Below are 20,652 nucleotides of genomic sequence, written 5' to 3' on the forward strand. Positions count from 1 at the left end.
CTAAAAATTTAATCCTTCATCTGCAAGTTTGGTAAAAAAATTATTTAAGTTTTTATTTTTTCCAAAAAATTTTAAAATCTTATTAAAACTTTTATTTCTTATTTCTTTATCAAGATTAAATATTTCATAAATAAAATCTACACTATTAGAAAAAAGAAAATTTTTACTTTTTGTCTCTTTTTCAAATTGAGATAAGATTGATGAATCTAATTGAATACCAAGGTCAATTTTTTTTTGAATAATACCAGATAACACTTTAATATCTCTAATAGTCATATTAAACCCCTGACCTGCAAGTGGGTGTATCCGATGAAGTAAATCACCAAATGCTAAAATATTTTCATGTTGATAGTTTCTTAAATTAGATGAGGTTAACTTAAAACTGCTCAATTTAAGTATTTTTTGTATTTGATATTTTGGATTATTTTTAATTATTAAATCTAAGATCTCACTATTATTATATTTTCTATTTTTAGTATCTAATGAACATACTACTGATGTTTCACTATTTGAAATTGGCAAAAATGCAACCGGACCACTTTTTGTGAAAATTTGTGTAGCAATATTATTGTTTATTTTTTTATGTTCTAAAATTGTTGTGTAAGCAAAGTTCTCATAATCTTTATCAATTTTTTTTGTAAAAAATTTATTTGATAAAAAATTATTAGAATCACAATTAATTATTAAATCATATTTTTTTTTTTTAACAAGTTTATATAAAAAGAATTATTATTGATTAAGCTTTTTTTAAAAAATTTATTTTTTGATATTTTTCTTATTAACGATTTGTAAAGATCATCATTTTTTAACATGTAAAATAGATTATCTTTACCACTTTCAAATTTTAATAAGTTTTCTTTCTCCAATTTTTCTGAATAAATTTCTATTTTTTTAATTTCCCAAAAATTATTCTTCGGAATTTTATGAATTTCTTTTCTAAAAAAGTCTAAGTTATTTTTAGATATCCCTATTGTTCTGCTTGATAATAAATTTTTAATTTTATTTTTATGATAAAGGTGAACATTAATTTTTTTATTTATAAGATTTTTAGCTAAAGATAGACTGGTAAGGCCATCTCCTATAATACAGATATTCATAATAATTTTTAATTTTAACAATAAAAATTAGATGATACAAAGTGATTAATTAGATTTATTAATTTATGAAATTAAAAAAATTAGTCAACAATGCAATCAATTTTAGTATAAATAGGTTTATTGAAATAATAGGTGTGACTATTTTGGCAATAGGTGTCTTATTGCTAGCTTCGTTAATTACTTTTTCGCCTGATGATCCTAATTTTATTTTTCCAAAAAACACAGAAATTAAGAATATTTTTGGATTTCGTGGAAGTTTTGCTGCCGATATTTTTTTGCAATCTTTTGGGGTGATAGCTCTATTAATACCCTTTAGTTTTATAATTTCAGGAGTAAATATTTTCATAAATAAGAAAATTTTCTCAATAATTGGGAGTATTTTTTATATTACTTTTTATTCTTTGCTTGGTTCTTTATTTTTTTCCTTTTTTTACCCAACATCATTTATGCTTTATATTAATGGTAACGGTGGTTTTATTGGTAAATATTTAGAAACAACTTTTTTAAATTCTATAATTAATATCAATTCCCAATTTTTTTATTATATTCTTGTATTATTAATCTTAATTTTGTTTTTAATTAGCATTCAATTTAAAATTAATTCATTTTATAGAATTATTAAAAAAATATTTAAATTTGTATTTTTAAAAAAAGAAAAAAACTATACTAATAAAAATGAAGTAATAAGTGAATTTATACCACAAGATGAAATTACAAGTCTAATTCAAGAAGATTTACCTTTTATTAAAAGTGAAAATAAAACTGATAATAAAAAGATAAAATTTAAGTTACCTTCTATTAGTTTATTAAAAATTCCAACACAAAAAGATAAAGAAAAACTAAGAGATGACGATTACATTGATAGTGAATTTTTGGAAAAAATTCTTTTAGATTTTGGTGTTAGCGGTGATATAAAAAAAGTTAGTCATGGACCTGTAGTAACTTTAAATGAATTTGAACCAGCGGCTGGGGTTAAGGTATCAAAAATTATTAATCTTTCAGATGACATTGCCAGAAATACAAGCTCTGAATCAGCTAGAATTGCTACTATCCCTGGAAGAAGCACAATTGGTATCGAGCTACCTAACTCAACTCGTGAGAATGTTTACCTTAGCGAAATTCTTTCAAATAATGATTTTGTAAAAAGAGATATTAGACTGCCAATCGCTCTAGGTAAAAACATTTCTGGAATTCCTGTGGTTGGAGATTTGGCTTCTATGCCACATTTATTAATTGCTGGAACTACTGGATCAGGAAAGTCTGTTTGCATAAACACTATTATTCTTTCTCTTCTTTATCGACATACGCCTGATAAATGTAAGTTTATTTTAATTGATCCTAAAATGTTAGAGTTATCAACTTATGAAGGCATACCTCACTTGCTTTGCCCTGTCATTACTGAGGCTAAAAAAGCTGCCTCTGTATTGGGTTGGGTTGTTAAAGAAATGGAAAATCGATACAAACTTATGACTAAAGAAGGTGTTCGTAACATAGATGGCTATAATGCAAAACACACTTTAGCTATGCCATACATAGTTGTTGTGGTTGATGAAATGTCTGACTTAATGTTGGTTGCTGGAAAAGAAATAGAAAATTATATTCAAAAACTTTCTCAAATGGCAAGGGCTGCTGGTATTCATATTATAATGGCTACTCAAAGACCTAGTGTTGACGTTATTACAGGGACTATCAAAGCAAACTTCCCAACAAGGATATCCTTTCAAGTAACCTCTAAGATAGATAGTAGAACAATTTTAGGTGAACAAGGCGCAGAACAATTGCTAGGTAAAGGCGATATGCTTTACATGTCATCTGCTAATCGTATTGTTAGAATTCATGCTCCCTTTGTTTCAGACGATGAAATTGAAAAAGTTAATAACTATTTAAGAAGTCAAGCAGAGCCAGATTATATAGATGAGATATTAAGTTTTGTAGATGAAAGAGAAATTGGTGAGAACTCATCAAGTTCTAGTGAAAAAGATGAATTGTATCAAGCAGCATTAGATATTATTAGATCTGAGGGTAAAGCCTCAACTTCTTTTTTACAAAGAAAGTTACAGATAGGCTATAATAGAGCGGCAAGAATTATTGACATGATGGAAGCTGACGGGATTGTAAGCAAAGCAAATCATGTTGGTAAAAGAGATGTTTTATAATGTTTAGGGGTTTAATAATATTTTTTATATTAAATTTTTATAGTCCTGTTTTTTCTTCGACTAAAGAGAAAATAATTTCCCAAATGCAACTTACCAATAATTTGAGTTTTAATTTTATTCAAACTATTAATAATAAAAATGAAAACGGAAAATGTATTATAAAATACCCTAAGAAAATTTGGTGTGAATACGAAAATTCTAATAAAAAAATTATTGTCTCTAATGGAAAATCTTTAGTAATAAAAAATGTAAATAAAGGTAGCTACTATCTTTATCCACTTAGTAAAACCCCATTAAATCTCTTGTTAGATAAAAATTATCTAATATCAAAAATGAAGATTTTAGAGCCAAGAGAAATTGATAGTAAATATTTAAATTTTAAATTTTTTGAAAATAGTAATGAAATTAATGTTTTTTTTGATAACAAGAGTTTAAACTTAATGGGGTGGCAAACTGAGGACATCTATCAAAACCTAGTAATTACTATCATTTCGTCTGTTAAAATAAATCAAAAATTAAATAACAAAATTTTTATTTTACCAAAAAATAATTAAGCATCTATCTAGTTAATGTTTCAGATTTAAAAATTTTCATGCCTCTTGATTGATAATTTAATAAAGCATTTTTATGATCCAAAGAGCAGGTATGAACCCATACTCTTAGACAACCTAAGCTAAATGAAAATTTGATTGCTTCACTTAGTAGATATCCACCTAATTTTTTTCCAAAATACTCTTCTAAAATACCAAAATAAGCAATTTCTACTTCCCTTGTATCTTTGTTAAATAATATCTCAGAATAACCAGCTATTTCGCCTTTATTTTTAAGAATATAAGTAAAAAGTTTTTCATCAGAGACATACTTAGTCCAATCGAAATCTGTCCAAGCAAGTCTATCAACCCATTGGCAGTTTTTACCTATGTTCTTATAAAAAAATTTATTTAATTGGAAATCTTTTGGATTGGTTAATTCCACAGAATAATCTTCTGATGGTTTTTTAGCTCCTTTAAAATCTTTAAAAGATATTAGCTCTAAATAATTTCTAAAGATTTTTTCTTTCATTCAACCATTTTTCCAATTTTTTCGCCTCCAAATAAATGAAAGTGTAAATGTGGAACCTCTTGACCTCCATGAACATCTAAATTGGTAAGGGCTCTATAGCCTTTTCCTGTATCAGTTGATATTCCTAATATTTTTGAAACTTCTGTAATTGCTTTACTTAATGCAACTATCTCTTCATCTGAAGCTCTGTTATTAAAATCATCTAAGTTAATATAGTCACCTTTTGGTATCACTAACGCGTGAATTTTTTTTTGAGGATTAATATCATAAAAAGAAAGAACATGATCATTTTCAAATATTTTTTTACATGGAATTTTTTTTCTTAAAATTTTTGCAAAAATATTGTTTTTATCATAACTCATTATCTGCTGTTCTTTTCCTCAATACCTGATTGTTTTTTTCTATTTTCTAATTCTTTTAAGACATCTTCAAACTTAATATCGGCTGCCTCTAGTACAACTAATATGTGATAAATTGTATCTGCTGCCTCATGTACTATGTTAGATTTATTATTTAAAGCCTCTTTAAGCTCACTAAATTCTTCTTCCATTTTATCTATACATTTAGATAAACCGCCTGATAATAATGAGGAAGTATAAGATTTATCTTCATCTTTATTTTTTCTGTCTCTAATTGTGTTTACTAAATTTAATAGGTTTTCTGACATGCCTAAATCCTAACTGGAATTCCTTTTAAATTCAAATATTGTTTAGCTTCATTAATTGAGTGTGTTCCATAATGAAAAATTGAAGCCGCTAAAACTGCACTAGCGTTCCCTAATTTTATACCGTCTACTAGATGATCTAAGCTACCTACTCCACCTGAAGCAATCACAGGTATATTAACTGTCGAAGATATCTTAAACATCAAATCATTATCATAACCAATTTGAGTACCATCCCTATCCATGGATGTAACTAGTAATTCCCCTGCTCCACTATTTTCCATTTTTTTTGCAAACTCTATTACATCGAGGCTTGTGTTGTTTCTTCCACCATGTGTAAAAACCTCCCATTTATTGCCATTTTTTTTAGCATCTATTGCAACAACAATACACTGTGAGCCAAATTTTTTTGCACTTTCAATTATCATTTCAGGATTTTGAACTGCAGCAGTATTGATTGAAACTTTATCTGCTCCACAATTTAATAATTTATTAATATCATCAACTCCTCTAACTCCTCCTCCAACTGTTAATGGTACAAAGCATTTCTTAGAGGTTCTTTGAATCACATCATAAATTGTATCTCTATTTTCGTTTGAGGCGGTAATGTCTAAAAAACAAATTTCGTCAGCACCACCATCGCTATAAATTTTGGCTTGCTCAACTGGATCACCAGCATCTTTTAAATCTACAAAATTAATTCCTTTAACAACTCTCCCATTTTTAACATCAAGACATGGAATAATCCTATTTTTAAGCATCTATTTCTCTCACTAGTTCTTCTAACTTAATGTCTCCATCATATATGGCCTTACCAACTATAATTCCTTCAATATTGTTATTGAAACTCTTTGCTTTTTTAATGTCATCAATTGAAGAAACTCCACCAGAAACAATCACTGGACAGTTTGAGGTATCAGCAACTTTTGATGTTTCTTCAAAGTTGGGGCTTTGCTTAGTGCCATCTCTGTTTATATCGGTATAAATTAATCTACTAGCACCATAATCATTTACTTCTTTTAAAAAATCTAAAGTAAGTTTATTGGAATTTTCCTTCCAACCTGAAACTGACAAGTATCCGTCTTTAGCATCCAAACCTAATGCAATTTTATTTGGAAATTTTTGACATGCTTTTTTTAAAAAATTTTTATCTTTTATAGCCGCACTTCCTAAAATAACTTTTTCAACTCCTACATCTGTATATTTTTGAATACTATCAATGGTTCTAATACCTCCCCCTACTTCAATTTTTAAATCAAATTTAGCCACTATTTCTTGGATAATATCTAGGTTAACTGTCTCACCAGTTAAAGCTCCATCTAAATCGACAATGTGTAAATTTTTAAAACCATGATCTTTATATTTACCAGCTTGATCAACTGGGGACATTTCATATTCAGTTTTATTATTAAAATCTCCTTTAACTAGCCTTACACATTTCTTGTCTTTAATATCTATAGCTGGAAATATTTTCATTTTATAAATTTATAAAGTTTTTTATTATTTGTAATCCAATTTTATCACTCTTTTCAGGGTGAAATTGAGTTCCAAAAATGTTTTCTTTTTCAACAGAACAAACAATATTCGATGAATAATCTGTTGTTGCAGAAATTACGTTTTTATCTTCTGGAATAAATTCGTAGCTGTGCACAAAATACATATGTGATTTATTTTTTATATCCTTAAAAATCTTGCTTTCTTTAATAATACTAATTTCATTCCAGCCAATGTGTGGAAGTTTGAATTTATCATTTTGATTATCGATCTTTGATACTTTTCCCGAAATCCAACCAAGACCTTTTGTTTCAATTTCCTCATAACCAATATCTGCAAACATCTGTAGACCAACACAAATTCCAAGAAGAGGTTTTTTGTTAGTGACTGCAAAATCATTGAGTATTTCTACTAAACCATTTACGCTATTCAATGCATCAACACAGCTCTTAAACGATCCCTGCCCCGGTAAAACCACCTTATCACTTGATTTAATCTTATTTAAATCTGAGGTTACTTCGATATTAACTTTGTCTTTAGCAACTTCCTTAAAGGAATTTATTACAGAGCTGATGTTTCCTGAGTTATAGTCAACAATCGTGACATTCATCAAATTTATAAAGAGCCTTTGGTTGACGGAATACTCTTTTTATTTCTAGGATCTATTTCTAAAGCTGTTCTTAGTGATCTTGCTAGAGCTTTAAAACAAGACTCAATTATATGATGACTATTGTCTCCATAAATATTTTCCATATGCAATGTTATTCCCGCTGATTGAGAAAATGCTTGAAACCATTCTTTGAAAAGTTCTGTGTCCATTTCTCCAAGTCTTTCCACTTTCAGCTTAACTTTCCAGATTAAGTATGGTCTATTTGAAACATCGATTGCAACTCTTGTTAATGTTTCATCCATTGGAATCATTGCGTGCGCATATCTTCTAATTCCTACAAAATTTTTTGAGGCTTTCTTTAAAGCTTCACCTATTGCTATTCCAGTATCTTCTGTTGTGTGGTGAAGATCTATATGGGTATCACCTTTTGCTTTAACTTTTAAATCAATAAGTGAATGCCTTGATAGCTGCTCAAGCATGTGATCTAAGAAGCCTATTCCAGTATCAATTTTATAATGACCTTTACCGTCAATATTAACTTCAACACTGATACTCGTTTCTTTAGTTTTTCTGGAAACTTTACCTATTCTGCTCATAATATTAAATACGTATATAGAGATTGTTGAAATATATCAATATTTGTAATCCACTACTTGAAGAATAAAAATTAATATCCATCTATAATCCATGACTACAATAGTACTAATTAGAAAAAATAATGAAGTAGTGGTGGCTGGAGATGGCCAGGTTAGCATGGGTAATACGGTTATAAAAAGCACTGCTGCAAAAGTTAGAAAAATTGAAAAAAGAAATGTAATTGCCGGCTTTGCTGGATCAACTGCTGATGCTTTAACTTTATTTGAAAGGCTTGAGGCAAAGCTTGAAAAGCATGCTGGAAACCTTCCTAGAGCAGCTGTCGAGTTAGCAAAAGATTGGCGGACAGATAAATATTTAAGAAGATTAGAAGCCTTAATGGCTATTGGCGACAAGGAAAATAGTTTTATAATTTCTGGTACAGGTGATGTTTTAGAACCTGAGGGCAATGCCATAGGTATAGGCTCTGGTGGGAATTATGCCTTAGCTGCTGCTAAAGTTTTATTGGATACAGATTTAAGTGCAGAAGAAGTTGCAAGAAAAGCTATTAAGGTTGCTTCTGAAATATGTGTATTCACTAATGATAATATTAAGATAGAAAAAATTTAATGGAAGATTCAAACGTTACACCTTTTCCAAAAGAAAAAAATAAAAACAAGGATCGTTCTTTGGTTAGCTCTTTGTCTCCTAGAGAAATAGTTTCAGAATTAGATAGATACGTAGTTGGACAAAATAAAGCTAAAAAAGCAGTCGCTATTGCTTTAAGGAATAGATGGAGAAGACAGGCTTTAAAAGGTGAAATGAAAGATGAGGTTTTACCTAAGAATATCTTAATGATTGGACCAACAGGGGTTGGTAAAACAGAAATTTCTAGAAGACTATCCAAATTAGCAGAAGCACCTTTCGTAAAAGTCGAAGCAACAAGGTTTACAGAGGTTGGATATGTTGGAAGAGATGTTGAGCAAATTATAAGAGATCTACTTGAAATTGCAATTGCAATGGAAAAAGTAAAGAAAAGAAAAGAAGTTCATGCAAAAGCCCAAAAATTAGCAGAAGAAAAAGTTTTGGATGCGGTGGTTGGAAATAAAGCAAGCCTTGCTACAAGAGAAAGTTTTAGAAAAAGATTAAGGGATGGTGATTTAGACGATAATGAAATTGAAATCGCAGTAAATGATAGCGGTTCTCAAGCTTCCTTTGAAATTCCTGGAATGCCTGGCGCGAACATTGGGATGATAAATATTGGTGAGATGATTGGAAAATCTGTTGGAAATAAACAGAAGAAGAAAAAAATGACAGTCAAAGAATCTCATGAAATTTTAATTAACGATGAAGCTGATAAGTTAATAGAAGAAGATAAAATTATAAAATCAGCAAAGGATTCAACGGAAAATAATGGAATAGTTTTTTTGGATGAAATAGATAAAATTTCTGGGAGAACAGATAGATCAGGTGGAGATGTTTCTAGAGAAGGAGTACAAAGAGATCTACTTCCTTTAATTGAAGGAACAACTGTGAGTACAAAGTATGGTACAATTAAAACTGACCATATCTTATTTATTGCATCAGGAGCATTCCAGCTTGCGAAACCTTCAGACTTACTTCCTGAACTACAAGGTAGGCTTCCAATAAGAGTTGAACTTGAAGCTTTAACTAGTGACGACTTTAAAAGAATTCTTAAAGAGCCAGATTATAGTTTAATCAAACAGTATGTGGCTCTCTTAAAAACCGAAAATGTAGAATTAGAATTTTCAGAAGATGGAATAGATGCTATCGCAAGTATGGCCTCAGAAGTTAACAATACTGTAGAAAATATTGGCGCAAGAAGATTGCACACCATCATTGAAAGAATTTTAGATGATATTAGTTTTACAGCAACAGACAGAGCTGGTGAAAAAATTGTAATTAATTCAGAGTACGTAAAGCAAAATCTAGATGAACTTGTTAAAGATACAGATTTATCTAAATTTATTCTCTAATAAACTACTTTATCTTAAATTTATTTTTAAGATAAATGTAAAATGCTCCACTTCCACCATCTTCAATTTTTGCATCAGTAGTTTCAATAATAACTCTTGTTAGGTTTTTGTTATTTTCAATAAATTCAGGGACTGAATATTTTAGGATGCTTAAGTCTCTTGAAAGATAGGGGTTTTGAACATTTTTAGACCTAAGGCCTTTGCCTGTAATCACTATTATTTTAGTAACATTTTCATCAAGGGATTTTTGAATAAATTGTTCTACAGCTTTGTTTGCTTCTTCAATTGTGTAACCATGAAGGTCTATCTTTTTTATTTTTTCTTGTCTTATATTTTTTTTATTAACAAAATCTTTATTAGGAATTTTCTCTTTATTTTTTATAAAATTTTCCCAATCTTGCTTATCTTTTTCTAAAATTTCTATAGTTTTTTTACCCCTTATATCTTTTTTTTGTAAAAATTTTTTATTAGGAATTTTTTGTTTATTTTTTAGGAAGTTTTCCCAGTCTTCTTTGTCTTTATCTGAAATTTTTTTAATCAATTATGTAATAGTATCAATTAACAACCAGTTAGGATTGATCGATTTTATATCTTTTGAAAAAACCCATGTATCGTAAACTGTTTTAATTTTTTCAGTATCTCCTGAAATTATTTTTTCATCTTTATCTTTTATGCAGGTTATAATTTCACTGACAAAATCTACTGTAACTTCCAGACTATCTTCTATTTTTTGATGTGTTTTAACTATGGCTGTCTTAATTCCTATAAAAGTTATCTCCGCAAAATGGCCTTTATTTTCTCTATCTAAAAGAGCTTCTTTGAATTGATCGTGAATTTTTTTGGACAAAAGAGGTTTGCTAGCTATTAACTTATTATCACTATCACTAAAATCAGTAATAATTGTTTCATAAGCAATTCTTGCACCTTTTAAAAAATCTTTCTGTGCTTCTTTATCAAAATTTTCATTGATTGATTTTGGGTTTAGACTTGGTTTAATTTTTTGAAATTCTTTTTCAAATTGTGTTGGTATTTTTCCTTCAAAACCAGTTTTTTTACCAAGTATTCCTCGTAGACGAAGAAAAATAAAACCAGCAATCATTGCCAAAAGAATAATATCTATGTATTCAAAACTGTAACTCATAATTTAATAATATTTACTATGTTGATTAATTACAACTAGCAATTTAGTATAAAGACAAATGAACACATTTTTATTATTATTAATTGGTATTCCTATTATTGAGATTTATATATTTATCAAAATGGGCTCTCAAATTGGCGCTTTTAATACTATTTTACTAATTTTTATTACTGCGTTTTTTGGTGTTATTTATGCAAGATATGAAGGTTTTAATACTTTAAGGGCTGGAATGTCTCAAATTGTTAAAAATGGACTTCCAGTTTATGAGATTATCTCTGGTGCTGCTTTAGCTTTCGCTGCGTTACTTTTAATTTTACCAGGATTTGCAACCGACTTTTTGGGTTTATTGATTATTTTTCCTCCAACAAGAAAATTGATTTTTAAAAAAGTTTCAACTAAACAAAAGACAAATAATAAAAAACAGGATTTTATTAATGGTGAATTTGAAGATATAGACGACGAAAATGACAGAAAACTTTAAAATATTAGCTGAATTTGTAAAAGACATTTCTAGTGAGACACCTGATATTCAAACTTATATATTTGTAAAAGAAAATATTGCCAAATATCAATTGAACATAGATATCAATTCTAAAGCCTTAAAAAATAAAATGATTGAAGTTAATACAACTCTTAAATTTGAAGATAAGGAACCAAATGGAAAAAAATCTTATTTTGAAATAGTTTATGCTTCAATCGTAAAAGTTAATGAAGAAGTAAAAGATAAAAAAGATTTAGAAAGAATTTTATTGTGTGATGTACAAAATAAAATTTATCCTAATTTAGAAAAAACATTTTTGAATCTTCTTCACAATTCTGGGTTTCCTGAAATAAAACTTGATAAAAAAATAGATTTCACTCAACTGTATAAACAAAGATCTAATTAAAAAAAATTTTTTTTTAGGCTACTTTTTAAATATTCCTCATGTAGCTTAAGTTCTTCTTCTGTGGGTTTAATTACTTTTTTATAATATTGATTTGTAACATTTGAGTTTAATTTTGCTTTTATATTTTCTTCATTTTTAAAATTTAAGGTTGGTTCTTTTTGATCTAAAAGATTAATATAAACTTTTGCCAACAGATCACAGTCAATAAGTGCTGTGTGTTGTGTCCTTTCAGAATTATCAATTCTGTATCTTTTACACAAAGCATCGAGACTTGTTGGTGAACCAGGAAATTTATCTCTAGCTAATGCAAGAGTGTCTATGACGTTTTCATTATTAAGTTTTTTCTTACCCAGTAATGTTAATTCGTTATTTAAGTGTGATAAATCAAACTCGGCATTGTGAATTACTAATCTTTTATTTTCTATAAAATTTAAGAACTCATCCACAACTTCTGAAAATTTTTTCTTAGTAGATAAAAATTCGTCCGTGTAACCATGAACTTCAAGTGCTTTTTCAGAAACTTTTCTTTCAGGATTTAGATAACAGTGGAACTTGTTTTGGGTAGGAATTAAATCATCTATTTCAATACATCCAATTTCTACAATTCTATGACCCTCTCTAACTGATAGACCCGTTGTTTCTGTGTCTAATATAATTTCCTTCATCTTATAAAATTTTTTTAATAATTTCTGCTATGTTTGTCTTAGCAGATTTATTAGTAAAGTTATTTTTAATAATAAAATGAGATTTTTCCTTTTTATAACTCAATGATAACTGTATTTTTTTAAATTTATTTAATAAACTTAAATTAAAATTATCTCTTTTTTTTAATCTTTTTATAATTTCAGATTTTTTTGATTGAATAAAAATTATAACATCGTCTTTTTCGTTAAGTTTATTTTCTAATAAAAGAGGTATGTCTAAAATAATAATATCTTTTTTTTTGTTGTTTTTTAAAAAAATATTTAATTTTTTCCTTACTTCTGGATGAACTATATTTGTAATTTTTTTTAAGTTTTTCTCACTATCATCTATTGCTGATATAATTTCCTCTTTTTTTATTGGAAGTGATAAGAAATATTTTGGTAGTTTTTTTTTTAAATCCTTAAAACATAATTTGTTTGTCTTATAAATTTTAGCAACCTCTAAATCTGCATTAAAAACTGGGTAATTAAAAAGTTTTGCTATATGGCTTTTCCCAGAGCCTATATCACCTACAATAGCTATTCTAATCATAAATCAAGTAAATTAAGCGTTTCTTTGTCTATTACGGGTAAAATATTATGCCAAATGAAAAAAGCTTTTTGGGCCTGATATACAAACATCATTTTACCATTTTCAATTTGTGCACCAAAATTTTTTGCTTTTTTTAGAAAGTTTGTTTCATTAGGGTTATAAATTACATCATAAAAAAATTTATTCTGACTAATATTCTTATAATCAATATTTATTTCATCTTTTTCACCTAACCCAATACTTGTTGCATTAATAATTATATCAAAATTTATAGTCTTTCCCCATTCTATTATTTCAATTTCTGGAAAATTTTTTTTTATCTCTAGTGCTTTTTCTTTTGTTCGGTTGCTCAGGTAAATTTTTGCTATTTGCATTTTTTTTAAAGCAATAATTATTGAAGGAACGACTCCACCAGCACCAAGAATAAGCACTTTTTTATTTTTAATAACCTGGCTTGTTGTTTCTAAACCAGTTTTAAATCCCTCAATATCTGTATTATCTCCAATAATTTTATCTTTGTTTTTATAAATAGTATTTACTGATTGAGAATTTTTTGCTTCATCACTTAATATATCTAAAAATGGAATAACTGTTTTTTTAAATGGAACGGTTACATTCAATCCATGAATTTTTTCTTCTCTAAGATCTAAAATCAATTGTCTAATTTCATTTTGCTCTAAGAGTTTTTTATCATACGATGCGTTTAGGTTATTTTTTTTTATCCAATAATTGTGTAGCTTTGGGGATAGAGAGTGTTCTATTGGGTTTCCTATAACTAAAAATTTTTTATTCATTCTAATCTACTTAGGTATTCTTTTATCTGTTTAACTGGGAGACCCATAATGGTGTCTTCATCTCCTTCAATTTTAGAAAATAAATTTCTTCCTTCTCCTTCAATTTGGTAAACATTGTAGGCATAAAGTGCCTCGTCTGAAATTTTTTTTAAGTAAACTTCAAGCTCTAAAAAACTCATGTTTTTCATGGTTAATGAAGCCTTATCTGTATAATTCCATATCATTGATCCACCCCTGGAAATGCAAACTGAACTAACGAGTTGATGAGTTTTTCCATTTAATTTTTTGAGTATTTTAAGAGCTTCAATTCTATCGTTTGGTTTTGATATTATCTCTTCTTCTAGGTCTATTACGCTATCTGCACCTATAATGATTTCATTAATAAATTTTTGGCTTACTTTGTTTGCTTTTAATTCAGCTAAGTTTTTAGATATGATTGCTGGTGTTGCTTTTTCTTTTAATAAACTTTCTTTAATACTGTCTTCATCCACATTAGACGGCACGACCCTGCATGTGATTTTGTTATCTTCTAAAATTTTTTTTCTTACTTTGCTTTTCGAAGCAAGTATTATTTCATTAACCATTGTTTTTATATATTTCGTGTATTTTAATTATTGATGCAGCTGTTTCTTCAACTGATTTTCTTGTAACATCAATTGTTGGCCACTTATATTTTGCAAAAGTTTTTTTTGCATCCTCAACTTCTTTTTTAATATTTTGAATATCAGTATAACTGGTGTTTTCTTTTTCTTTAAGCGTCATCATTCTGTTTTTTCTTATATCAACCAGTCTCTCTGCCTCCGTTGTTAACCCAACAACACATGCCATCTTAGGATTTTTTTTTAAGCTTTCAGGTATTGAGTACTCGTTGACTAGTGGAATATTTGATGTTTTAAAACCTTTGTTTGCTAAATAAATTGAGGTTGGAGTTTTACTTGTTCTACTAACACCAAGTAATATTAGGTCTGACTTATCTAGTTCTTCAACTAAATTTCCGTCGTCGTGATTCATTGTAAATTGAATAGCCTCAATTCTTTCATAATATTCCTCATTGAGCGCGTGTTGCCCACTTGGGACGTGTGATGCTTTTTGATTTAAGAGTTTAGAAAAATTAAGTATTAAGTTTCCTAAAACGCTAAAGCAAGGAATTCTTTCGCTATCACTTTTGTTGGCTAAAAACTTTGCAAGATTATTATCAACGATCGTATATAAAATTATTAAATTTTCTTTCTGTTTGGCCTCTGATAATATCTTAACAATCTGATTTTCGGTTCGAGTAAAAAAGTATGACTTAACATTATATTCGATATTTTTAAATTGTGCTTTAATTGCTAAAAATACCCTATCTAAAGTTTCACCAGTAGAGTCGGAAATTAGGTATATTTGATATGTATTACCCATGAATAAAATGTTGATAATTAAGTATTGTTTTTAACATTTTTTGAAATAATGATGTTTTTTATTTTTCACTGTAAAACCCTCGTTTTATAAACATTACTAAACATGTGAAGTATTAATATACATTTTATCTAACAAAATTAAATAAACTCTCCATTTAAACATTACTCTTTGCCTCTATAAATTATTAATTGTTAATAAATCATGTATAAACTGTGTAAAACAATTAATTACCATTATTCACATACTATATAACTAATACTATAATTAAATATTTACTTATTATTATGACACCCCTTCTAGAAACAATAATAAACAAGAAAACAACTAATTCTCCAATATGGTTAATGAGACAAGCTGGAAGATACCTTCCAGAGTTTAGGGAGATTAGAAAGTTAAATCTAGACTTTATTAATTTATGTTTGAATGAAAATTTATCATCTGAGATTACCTTGCAGCCATTAAAAAGATTTGAATTAGATGCCGCAATAATATTTTCAGATATTTTAATGTTACCCTATGGATTAAATCAAAAAGTAGAATTTAAAAAAGATTTTGGTCCACATTTAGGACCACTAAACTTAAATGAGATATCTAAAATTGATGAAATTGATTTTATACAAAAGCTATACCCAGTTTATAAATCAATTAAAAAAGTGAGTGAGAACAACCTAATTAAAAATAAAAATTTAATAGGATTTGTTGGGGCACCATGGACATTATTAGTTTATATGATTAATAAACATTCACCAAAAAAAGAATTAATAAAAGATTTTTTTAAAGATGAGTTTTTAATAAATAGAATTCTAATAATATTAGAAAAATTTTTAAAAATACACATTGATCAACAAATAAAGAGTGGTGCAACTGTAATCCAAATTTTTGATAGTTGGGCTGGGCTATTAGAGGAAAAGGATTTACCAAACTATGTTTATGTTCCAACTCTAAATTTGGTTGATTATGTAAAATCATTAAACATACCGGTTATTTGTTTTCCAAGAGGAGTTAAAAATTATAAAAATTATTGTGATATCATTAAACCCAGTGCTATTAATATTGATTATAATGTAAACCCAGTTTCTATATGTAAAAAAATTAATATACCCGTCCAAGGTGGGCTTGATCCTAAAGTTTTATTAACAGACACTGAAAACTTAAAAAAGCAGGCCTTAAAATATTTAGATATTTTTAAAGACCACCCATATATTTTTAATTTAGGGCACGGAGTTTTACCGGAAACCGAGCCCAACATGGTTGATTATTTGGTGAAGATGGTAAAAGATTATTAAATGAAAAAAGCAATTATCTTATTTAACCTTGGTGGTCCTGATAAAATTGAAAATGTTGAACCTTTTTTATTTAATTTATTTAATGATCCAGCGATTTTAAATTTACCAACTTTTTTAAGATACCCCCTAGCAAAACTAATCTCAAACAGAAGGGCCCCTGTTGCTAAAAAAATTTATGCAGAACTGGGTGGATCATCACCCATACTAAAACTAACCAAAGAGCAATCAAGCGCCCTAGAAATAAAATTAAATCAATCACAAACAAAAGATGAATACAAATGCTTCATCGTAATGAGATGTTGGAATCCAAGGGCTAAAGATGTGATTAAGGATGTTCAGCTATTTAAACCAGACGAAGTTGTTTTAATGCCTCTCTACCCCCAATACTCTGCCGCAACATCGGGATCTTCAATTAAAGAATGGAAAGATATTTGTAAGAGAAATAATTACAATATTAAAACAAGCACAATCTGCTGTTACCCAACAGATCAGAATTTTATTAATGCTCATACAAAGGAAATAATAAAAAAAATTAAAAACCTTAAAAATTTGAAATTAATATTCTCTGCACACGGCTTGCCAGAAAAAAATATTAAAAAAGGAGATCCTTATCAGTGGCAAGTAGAGCAATCTGTTAAAAAAATAGTTGAGAGCTTAAATGATGAAAACTTAGATTGGATATTAAGTTATCAAAGTCGAGTTGGCCCACTGAAGTGGATAGGACCATCAACAGAAGATATAATTATTGAAAATTCCAAAATTGGGAAGCACATTGTTTTGGTCCCTATCGCGTTTGTTTCCGAACACTCAGAAACTCTCGTTGAGCTTGATATAGAATACAAAGAAATAGCAAATGCTAACGGGTGTAAAAATTATACAAGAGTTCCAGCACTTGGTGTTAATGAGAATTTCATTAAAGCAATTTCAGAACTAATAATTAAAAAAAATGAATATAAAATTAATGAGAATCTTTACCCACCAAAGATACAATGTCCTTCTAATTTTAAAAAATGTCCTTGTTTAAATTATGAATAGTTATTTATTATTTAAGAGCCTACATTTAATCTCAGTAATTTCCTGGATGGTGGGACTTTTATATTTACCCAGGATTTTCGTTTACCATGTCGAAAATTTAAAAGATAAAAATACCTCTTTAATATTTAAAACGATGGAAAAGAAATTATATTCTTATATTATGACACCTGCCATGATCTTAACTTGGATATTTGGTTTAATTTTAATTTTCTTTTTGGGTCCCGAGGTTTTTTCTACAACTTGGATTAAGTTAAAATTGCTGTTAGTTATTTTATTAACTGCATACCATTTTTATTTATCCAAACTACTTGCTAATTTTAAGATGGATCAAAATACTAAATCTTCTAAGTTTTTTAGAATAATTAACGAAGTACCAACAATATTGCTTATTTTGATTGTTTTTATTGTTGTTTTTAAGCCCATCTAAGCTTGTAATACTTTAAAGAGTATATATATTTATCTCATCTAACAAATCTTAAATAAAACTCTCCCACATGAATATTCAAGAACTTAAGCTAAAATCGTCTGAACAATTAATTACACAAGCAGAAGGGCTTGGCATTGAAAATGCTAGCACGCTTAGAAAGCAAGAAATTTTATTTGCTATATTAAAAAAAGTTGCAGAAAAAGAAGAAATAACTGGAGCAGGAGTTTTACAATTATTACAAGATGGATTTGGTTTTTTAAGAGCAATGGAATCAAATTACTTAGCTGGACCAGATGATATTTACGTTAGCCCAAGTCAAATAAGAAAGTTTGGTTTGAGAACAGGAGACACAGTCGAAGGTCCTGTAAGAGCCCCTAAAGAAGGAGAGAGATATTTTGCATTATTACAAGTGGAAAAAATAAATTTTGAAGAACCTGAGAAGGCTCGTCATAAAATTGCGTTTGACAACTTAACTCCTCTTTATCCAGACCAACAAATGGTTATGGAGATTGAAACAACTAAGATTGAAAAAAAACCAGATTTAACCCCGAGACTAATCGACCTTGTAAGTCCAATTGGAAAAGGTCAAAGATCAATAATTATTTCACCCCCCAAAGCTGGTAAGACAATGATTTTACAAAGCATCGCAAACTCAATTGCTAAAAATTATCCAGAAAGCTATTTGATGGTTTTGTTGATTGATGAAAGACCAGAAGAAGTAACCGACATGAAAAGAACGGTCAAAGGAGAGGTGATTAGCTCTACATTTGACGAGCCCGCCTCAAGACACGTAGCTGTTGCTGAAATGGTAATAGAAAAAGCAAAAAGATTAACTGAACATAAAAAAGATGTTGTAATTTTATTGGACTCAATAACAAGATTGGGTAGAGCTTACAACGCTGTGATCCCAAGTTCAGGTAAAGTATTAACGGGTGGAGTTGATGCAAATGCCCTACAAAGACCAAAAAGATTTTTCGGTGCCGCAAGAAATATTGAGGAAGGTGGATCTTTGACAATCATCTCAACTGCTTTGATTGATACAGGGTCGAGAATGGACGAGGTAATTTTTGAAGAATTTAAAGGAACAGGAAATAGTGAAACAGTTCTTGATAGAAAGATTGCAGAGAAAAGAATCTATCCAGCAATCGACATAACAAAGTCTGGAACAAGAAGAGAAGAATTGCTTTTCGATAAAGATGACCTTTCAAAAATGAATGTACTAAGAAGAATAATTAGTCCCATGGGAACAATGGATGCAATTGAATTTATTAATTCAAAACTTAAAGAAACAAAAAGTAATGCAGATTTTTTTAGCTCGATGAATAAACCAGCTTAACACTGTTACACCCTCACCTATTAATTTAAAGTTTTACAGAACCTTAAAAGAAAAGTTATAATATCTATATGACAATTTATGCTCTATCGACGGGTCCTGGTATATCTGGGATAGCAATTATTAGAGTTTCAGGAGAAGATACTAAAAAGGTAATTGAACTATTAACAAAAACAACAATTCCAGAACCAAGAGTTGCCACACTAAGAAAAATCAACAAAATCAACACTTCTGAGCTTATTGATGAAGGCATAATACTGTGGTTTCCTGGCCCTGAGAGCTACACTGGTGAGGATATGGCCGAATTACATATACATGGAAGCAAAGCAGTAATTGATGCTCTACACGCCTCTATTTCAGAAGTAGAGAATTGTAGACTAGCTGAGGCGGGTGAGTTTACAAAATTGGCATTTCAAAATGGAAAAATAAATTTACTGAAAGCAGAAAGTATTGCAGATTTAATTTCAGCAGAAACTGAAATTCAAAGACAGCAAGCAATAAAAATAATGAACGGAAAGTCAGCTGATAAATTTAATAGCTTAAGAGAAAAACTTTTAAAAATTTTATCACACGTCGAAGCAAAGATAGATTTTCCAGACGAGGATTTACCAGAAGATATTTTCAAGAATATAAAAAAAATTTCTAATGAAGTAATTTTAAATATAAAAAAAATTTTAGATGATCAAAAAGTTGGTGAAAGAATTAGGGAAGGTTTTAAAATTGCAATCATAGGCCCAACGAATGCTGGAAAATCTAGTTTACTAAATCACCTTTCAAATCGTGATGCAGCAATCGTTTCAGAAATAGCCGGAACAACAAGAGACGTAATCGAGACGCATTTAAACATTGATGGATATCCAGTGGTAGTTTCTGACACTGCAGGAATTAGAGATTCTAAAAATGAAATAGAAAAAAAAGGAATAAAATTAGCACTTGATAAAGCAGAAAATGCAGACTTAAAATTGATCGTTATAGACGCTAAAAGCACTGATTTTAAAGGAGTTTTAAAAGAATTGATGGATGAAAATGCAATACTTGTAGTTAATAAATCTGATCTTTTAAAAGAAGATTTGAGTTATGAAATAAAAAATTTTGAACATGTTTTAATTTCAGTAAAAAATAATCTCAACGTAGAAGATTTAATTTTAAAAATTAAAAATAAATTAAAAAATAAATTCATCACAAGTGAAGATATTTTAATTACTCGTGAAAGGCACAGACAGCATCTTGAACAAAGCTTAAATTATTTGAAAAATTTTGAAGAAAAAAATGAAGCAGAGGATTTTGATAAAGCTGCAGAAGACCTTCGTTTAGCAACACGACATTTAGGAATGATAGTTGGAAAAGTAGATGTTGAAGAGATATTGGGTAGTATTTTCAACGATTTTTGCATCGGCAAATAACCAACATTTAAGGGGTTTTTTCAGCCTATTCTCAGCATTTTTGTTGATAACCATAA

The 20,652-nt window shown here is 28.7% G+C and carries 27 protein-coding genes; 11 read left to right on the forward strand and 16 right to left on the reverse strand.

Translation table 11 applies throughout. From position 1 onward, the window contains the following. On the reverse strand, positions 1-522 hold the full coding sequence (locus AC5YF9_RS07045; RefSeq protein WP_415303961.1) for an FAD-dependent monooxygenase: 522 nt from the start codon (positions 520-522) through the stop codon (positions 1-3). 161 nt (positions 523-683) lie between these two features. Continuing rightward, a complete protein-coding gene (locus AC5YF9_RS07050; RefSeq protein ID WP_415303962.1) occupies positions 684-1,097 on the reverse strand; it encodes a hypothetical protein in 414 nt (137 codons plus the stop codon). Positions 1,098-1,162: 65 nt separating this feature from the next. On the opposite strand from AC5YF9_RS07050, the gene AC5YF9_RS07055 reads away from it, so the two are divergent. Together AC5YF9_RS07055 and AC5YF9_RS07060 are read left to right on the forward strand one after the other, a co-directional pair. Beyond that, the gene (locus AC5YF9_RS07055; protein ID WP_496169890.1) at positions 1,163-3,253 is read left to right on the forward strand and encodes a DNA translocase FtsK; all 2,091 of its coding nucleotides are present in this window, start codon (positions 1,163-1,165) and stop codon (positions 3,251-3,253) included. Positions 3,254-3,336: 83 nt separating this feature from the next. Beyond that, complete coding sequence (locus tag AC5YF9_RS07060) at positions 3,337-3,807, forward strand: LolA family protein (protein WP_415303963.1); 471 nt, start codon at positions 3,337-3,339, stop codon at positions 3,805-3,807. A gap of 4 nt (positions 3,808-3,811) precedes the next feature. Here AC5YF9_RS07060 and AC5YF9_RS07065 read toward each other — a convergent pair whose 3' ends face one another. From AC5YF9_RS07065 to hisB, 7 genes are read right to left on the reverse strand one after another with little or no spacing between them, the layout of a single operon-like run. Then, positions 3,812-4,315: a GNAT family N-acetyltransferase gene (locus tag AC5YF9_RS07065; RefSeq protein ID WP_496169891.1), complete on the reverse strand. Its 504-nt coding sequence runs from the start codon at positions 4,313-4,315 to the stop codon at positions 3,812-3,814. Then, positions 4,312-4,677, reverse strand: coding sequence for an HIT domain-containing protein (locus AC5YF9_RS07070; protein ID WP_415303965.1), 366 nt, complete (start codon positions 4,675-4,677; stop codon positions 4,312-4,314). The genes AC5YF9_RS07065 and AC5YF9_RS07070 overlap by 4 nt, the downstream gene beginning before the upstream one ends. Continuing rightward, entirely contained in the window at positions 4,677-4,982 is a 306-nt protein-coding gene (gene hisE / locus AC5YF9_RS07075; protein WP_415303966.1) for a phosphoribosyl-ATP diphosphatase, read from the reverse strand. Before hisE ends, AC5YF9_RS07070 begins: the two co-directional genes overlap by 1 nt. Before the next feature lie 2 nt (positions 4,983-4,984). After that, positions 4,985-5,740: an imidazole glycerol phosphate synthase subunit HisF gene (gene hisF, locus AC5YF9_RS07080; protein ID WP_415303967.1), complete on the reverse strand. Its 756-nt coding sequence runs from the start codon at positions 5,738-5,740 to the stop codon at positions 4,985-4,987. Continuing rightward, complete coding sequence (hisA, locus tag AC5YF9_RS07085; RefSeq protein WP_415303968.1) at positions 5,733-6,455, reverse strand: 1-(5-phosphoribosyl)-5-[(5-phosphoribosylamino)methylideneamino]imidazole-4-carboxamide isomerase; 723 nt, start codon at positions 6,453-6,455, stop codon at positions 5,733-5,735. The genes hisF and hisA overlap by 8 nt, the downstream gene beginning before the upstream one ends. Before the next feature lies 1 nt (position 6,456). Further along, positions 6,457-7,083 carry an imidazole glycerol phosphate synthase subunit HisH gene (gene hisH, locus AC5YF9_RS07090; RefSeq protein ID WP_415303969.1) on the reverse strand — a complete coding sequence of 209 codons (627 nt, stop codon included), beginning with the start codon at positions 7,081-7,083 and terminating at the stop codon, positions 6,457-6,459. A gap of 5 nt (positions 7,084-7,088) precedes the next feature. After that, positions 7,089-7,679 carry an imidazoleglycerol-phosphate dehydratase HisB gene (gene hisB, locus AC5YF9_RS07095; protein ID WP_415303970.1) on the reverse strand — a complete coding sequence of 197 codons (591 nt, stop codon included), beginning with the start codon at positions 7,677-7,679 and terminating at the stop codon, positions 7,089-7,091. A gap of 91 nt (positions 7,680-7,770) precedes the next feature. Here hisB and hslV point away from each other — a divergent pair, with 91 nt between their 5' ends. Together hslV and hslU are read left to right on the forward strand one after the other, a co-directional pair. Then, positions 7,771-8,286, forward strand: a complete 516-nt coding sequence (hslV, locus tag AC5YF9_RS07100; RefSeq protein WP_496169892.1) for an ATP-dependent protease subunit HslV — start codon at positions 7,771-7,773, stop codon at positions 8,284-8,286. After that, positions 8,286-9,653 (forward strand): ATP-dependent protease ATPase subunit HslU, encoded by a 1,368-nt coding sequence (hslU, locus tag AC5YF9_RS07105; protein ID WP_415303971.1) that lies wholly within the window; start codon positions 8,286-8,288, stop codon positions 9,651-9,653. Before hslV ends, hslU begins: the two co-directional genes overlap by 1 nt. Positions 9,654-9,657: 4 nt before the next feature. Here the strand turns inward: hslU and AC5YF9_RS07110 are convergent, their stop codons facing one another. Continuing rightward, a complete protein-coding gene (locus AC5YF9_RS07110; RefSeq protein ID WP_415303972.1) occupies positions 9,658-10,194 on the reverse strand; it encodes a Smr/MutS family protein in 537 nt (178 codons plus the stop codon). Next, positions 10,195-10,794 (reverse strand): Tim44/TimA family putative adaptor protein, encoded by a 600-nt coding sequence (locus tag AC5YF9_RS07115; RefSeq protein WP_415303973.1) that lies wholly within the window; start codon positions 10,792-10,794, stop codon positions 10,195-10,197. It abuts the gene before it with no gap. A gap of 58 nt (positions 10,795-10,852) precedes the next feature. Here AC5YF9_RS07115 and AC5YF9_RS07120 point away from each other — a divergent pair, with 58 nt between their 5' ends. Then, the gene (locus tag AC5YF9_RS07120) at positions 10,853-11,275 is read left to right on the forward strand and encodes an FxsA family protein (protein ID WP_415303974.1); all 423 of its coding nucleotides are present in this window, start codon (positions 10,853-10,855) and stop codon (positions 11,273-11,275) included. Further along, a complete protein-coding gene (locus AC5YF9_RS07125) occupies positions 11,259-11,681 on the forward strand; it encodes a protein-export chaperone SecB (RefSeq protein WP_415303975.1) in 423 nt (140 codons plus the stop codon). Before AC5YF9_RS07120 ends, AC5YF9_RS07125 begins: the two co-directional genes overlap by 17 nt. On the opposite strand, the gene dnaQ is transcribed toward AC5YF9_RS07125, so the two are convergent. From dnaQ to AC5YF9_RS07150, 5 genes are read right to left on the reverse strand one after another with little or no spacing between them, the layout of a single operon-like run. Next, positions 11,678-12,346 (reverse strand): DNA polymerase III subunit epsilon, encoded by a 669-nt coding sequence (gene dnaQ, locus AC5YF9_RS07130; RefSeq protein WP_415303976.1) that lies wholly within the window; start codon positions 12,344-12,346, stop codon positions 11,678-11,680. The two genes, AC5YF9_RS07125 and dnaQ, sit on opposite strands and share 4 nt — an antisense overlap. Before the next feature lies 1 nt (position 12,347). After that, positions 12,348-12,917 (reverse strand): dephospho-CoA kinase, encoded by a 570-nt coding sequence (coaE, locus tag AC5YF9_RS07135; RefSeq protein WP_415303977.1) that lies wholly within the window; start codon positions 12,915-12,917, stop codon positions 12,348-12,350. Beyond that, complete coding sequence (gene aroE, locus AC5YF9_RS07140) at positions 12,914-13,711, reverse strand: shikimate dehydrogenase (RefSeq protein WP_415303978.1); 798 nt, start codon at positions 13,709-13,711, stop codon at positions 12,914-12,916. The genes coaE and aroE overlap by 4 nt, the downstream gene beginning before the upstream one ends. Next, positions 13,708-14,295: a Maf family protein gene (locus tag AC5YF9_RS07145; protein WP_415303979.1), complete on the reverse strand. Its 588-nt coding sequence runs from the start codon at positions 14,293-14,295 to the stop codon at positions 13,708-13,710. The genes aroE and AC5YF9_RS07145 overlap by 4 nt, the downstream gene beginning before the upstream one ends. After that, complete coding sequence (locus tag AC5YF9_RS07150) at positions 14,288-15,112, reverse strand: pyruvate, water dikinase regulatory protein (RefSeq protein WP_415303980.1); 825 nt, start codon at positions 15,110-15,112, stop codon at positions 14,288-14,290. Before AC5YF9_RS07150 ends, AC5YF9_RS07145 begins: the two co-directional genes overlap by 8 nt. A 284-nt stretch (positions 15,113-15,396) precedes the next feature. On the opposite strand from AC5YF9_RS07150, the gene hemE reads away from it, so the two are divergent. From hemE to mnmE, 5 genes are all read left to right on the forward strand, one after another. Beyond that, positions 15,397-16,398, forward strand: coding sequence for a uroporphyrinogen decarboxylase (hemE, locus tag AC5YF9_RS07155; RefSeq protein WP_415303981.1), 1,002 nt, complete (start codon positions 15,397-15,399; stop codon positions 16,396-16,398). Next, positions 16,399-17,433 carry a ferrochelatase gene (hemH, locus tag AC5YF9_RS07160; RefSeq protein ID WP_415303982.1) on the forward strand — a complete coding sequence of 345 codons (1,035 nt, stop codon included), beginning with the start codon at positions 16,399-16,401 and terminating at the stop codon, positions 17,431-17,433. Continuing rightward, positions 17,426-17,860 carry a protoporphyrinogen oxidase HemJ gene (hemJ, locus tag AC5YF9_RS07165; protein WP_415303983.1) on the forward strand — a complete coding sequence of 145 codons (435 nt, stop codon included), beginning with the start codon at positions 17,426-17,428 and terminating at the stop codon, positions 17,858-17,860. Before hemH ends, hemJ begins: the two co-directional genes overlap by 8 nt. 67 nt (positions 17,861-17,927) lie before the next feature. Then, the gene (gene rho, locus AC5YF9_RS07170; RefSeq protein WP_415303984.1) at positions 17,928-19,196 is read left to right on the forward strand and encodes a transcription termination factor Rho; all 1,269 of its coding nucleotides are present in this window, start codon (positions 17,928-17,930) and stop codon (positions 19,194-19,196) included. 68 nt (positions 19,197-19,264) lie between these two features. Further along, positions 19,265-20,596 (forward strand): tRNA uridine-5-carboxymethylaminomethyl(34) synthesis GTPase MnmE, encoded by a 1,332-nt coding sequence (mnmE, locus tag AC5YF9_RS07175; RefSeq protein WP_415303985.1) that lies wholly within the window; start codon positions 19,265-19,267, stop codon positions 20,594-20,596. Positions 20,597-20,652 lie beyond the last annotated feature (56 nt).

Source organism: Candidatus Pelagibacter sp. uisw_098 (assembly GCF_059512505.1).

Coding starts and splice junctions, on each gene's coding strand:
- AC5YF9_RS07050 (WP_415303962.1), bottom strand. CDS start 1,097: ATGAATATCTGTATTATAGGAGATGGCCTTACCAGTCTATCTTTAGCT.
- AC5YF9_RS07055 (WP_496169890.1), top strand. CDS start 1,163: ATGAAATTAAAAAAATTAGTCAACAATGCAATCAATTTTAGTATAAAT.
- AC5YF9_RS07060 (WP_415303963.1), top strand. CDS start 3,337: ATGCAACTTACCAATAATTTGAGTTTTAATTTTATTCAAACTATTAAT.
- AC5YF9_RS07065 (WP_496169891.1), bottom strand. CDS start 4,315: ATGAAAGAAAAAATCTTTAGAAATTATTTAGAGCTAATATCTTTTAAA.
- AC5YF9_RS07070 (WP_415303965.1), bottom strand. CDS start 4,677: ATGAGTTATGATAAAAACAATATTTTTGCAAAAATTTTAAGAAAAAAA.
- hisE (WP_415303966.1), bottom strand. CDS start 4,982: ATGTCAGAAAACCTATTAAATTTAGTAAACACAATTAGAGACAGAAAA.
- hisF (WP_415303967.1), bottom strand. CDS start 5,740: ATGCTTAAAAATAGGATTATTCCATGTCTTGATGTTAAAAATGGGAGA.
- hisA (WP_415303968.1), bottom strand. CDS start 6,455: ATGAAAATATTTCCAGCTATAGATATTAAAGACAAGAAATGTGTAAGG.
- hisH (WP_415303969.1), bottom strand. CDS start 7,083: ATGAATGTCACGATTGTTGACTATAACTCAGGAAACATCAGCTCTGTA.
- hisB (WP_415303970.1), bottom strand. CDS start 7,679: ATGAGCAGAATAGGTAAAGTTTCCAGAAAAACTAAAGAAACGAGTATC.
- hslV (WP_496169892.1), top strand. CDS start 7,771: ATGACTACAATAGTACTAATTAGAAAAAATAATGAAGTAGTGGTGGCT.
- hslU (WP_415303971.1), top strand. CDS start 8,286: ATGGAAGATTCAAACGTTACACCTTTTCCAAAAGAAAAAAATAAAAAC.
- AC5YF9_RS07115 (WP_415303973.1), bottom strand. CDS start 10,794: ATGAGTTACAGTTTTGAATACATAGATATTATTCTTTTGGCAATGATT.
- AC5YF9_RS07120 (WP_415303974.1), top strand. CDS start 10,853: ATGAACACATTTTTATTATTATTAATTGGTATTCCTATTATTGAGATT.
- AC5YF9_RS07125 (WP_415303975.1), top strand. CDS start 11,259: ATGACAGAAAACTTTAAAATATTAGCTGAATTTGTAAAAGACATTTCT.
- dnaQ (WP_415303976.1), bottom strand. CDS start 12,346: ATGAAGGAAATTATATTAGACACAGAAACAACGGGTCTATCAGTTAGA.
- coaE (WP_415303977.1), bottom strand. CDS start 12,917: ATGATTAGAATAGCTATTGTAGGTGATATAGGCTCTGGGAAAAGCCAT.
- aroE (WP_415303978.1), bottom strand. CDS start 13,711: ATGAATAAAAAATTTTTAGTTATAGGAAACCCAATAGAACACTCTCTA.
- AC5YF9_RS07145 (WP_415303979.1), bottom strand. CDS start 14,295: ATGGTTAATGAAATAATACTTGCTTCGAAAAGCAAAGTAAGAAAAAAA.
- AC5YF9_RS07150 (WP_415303980.1), bottom strand. CDS start 15,112: ATGGGTAATACATATCAAATATACCTAATTTCCGACTCTACTGGTGAA.
- hemE (WP_415303981.1), top strand. CDS start 15,397: ATGACACCCCTTCTAGAAACAATAATAAACAAGAAAACAACTAATTCT.
- hemH (WP_415303982.1), top strand. CDS start 16,399: ATGAAAAAAGCAATTATCTTATTTAACCTTGGTGGTCCTGATAAAATT.
- hemJ (WP_415303983.1), top strand. CDS start 17,426: ATGAATAGTTATTTATTATTTAAGAGCCTACATTTAATCTCAGTAATT.
- rho (WP_415303984.1), top strand. CDS start 17,928: ATGAATATTCAAGAACTTAAGCTAAAATCGTCTGAACAATTAATTACA.
- mnmE (WP_415303985.1), top strand. CDS start 19,265: ATGACAATTTATGCTCTATCGACGGGTCCTGGTATATCTGGGATAGCA.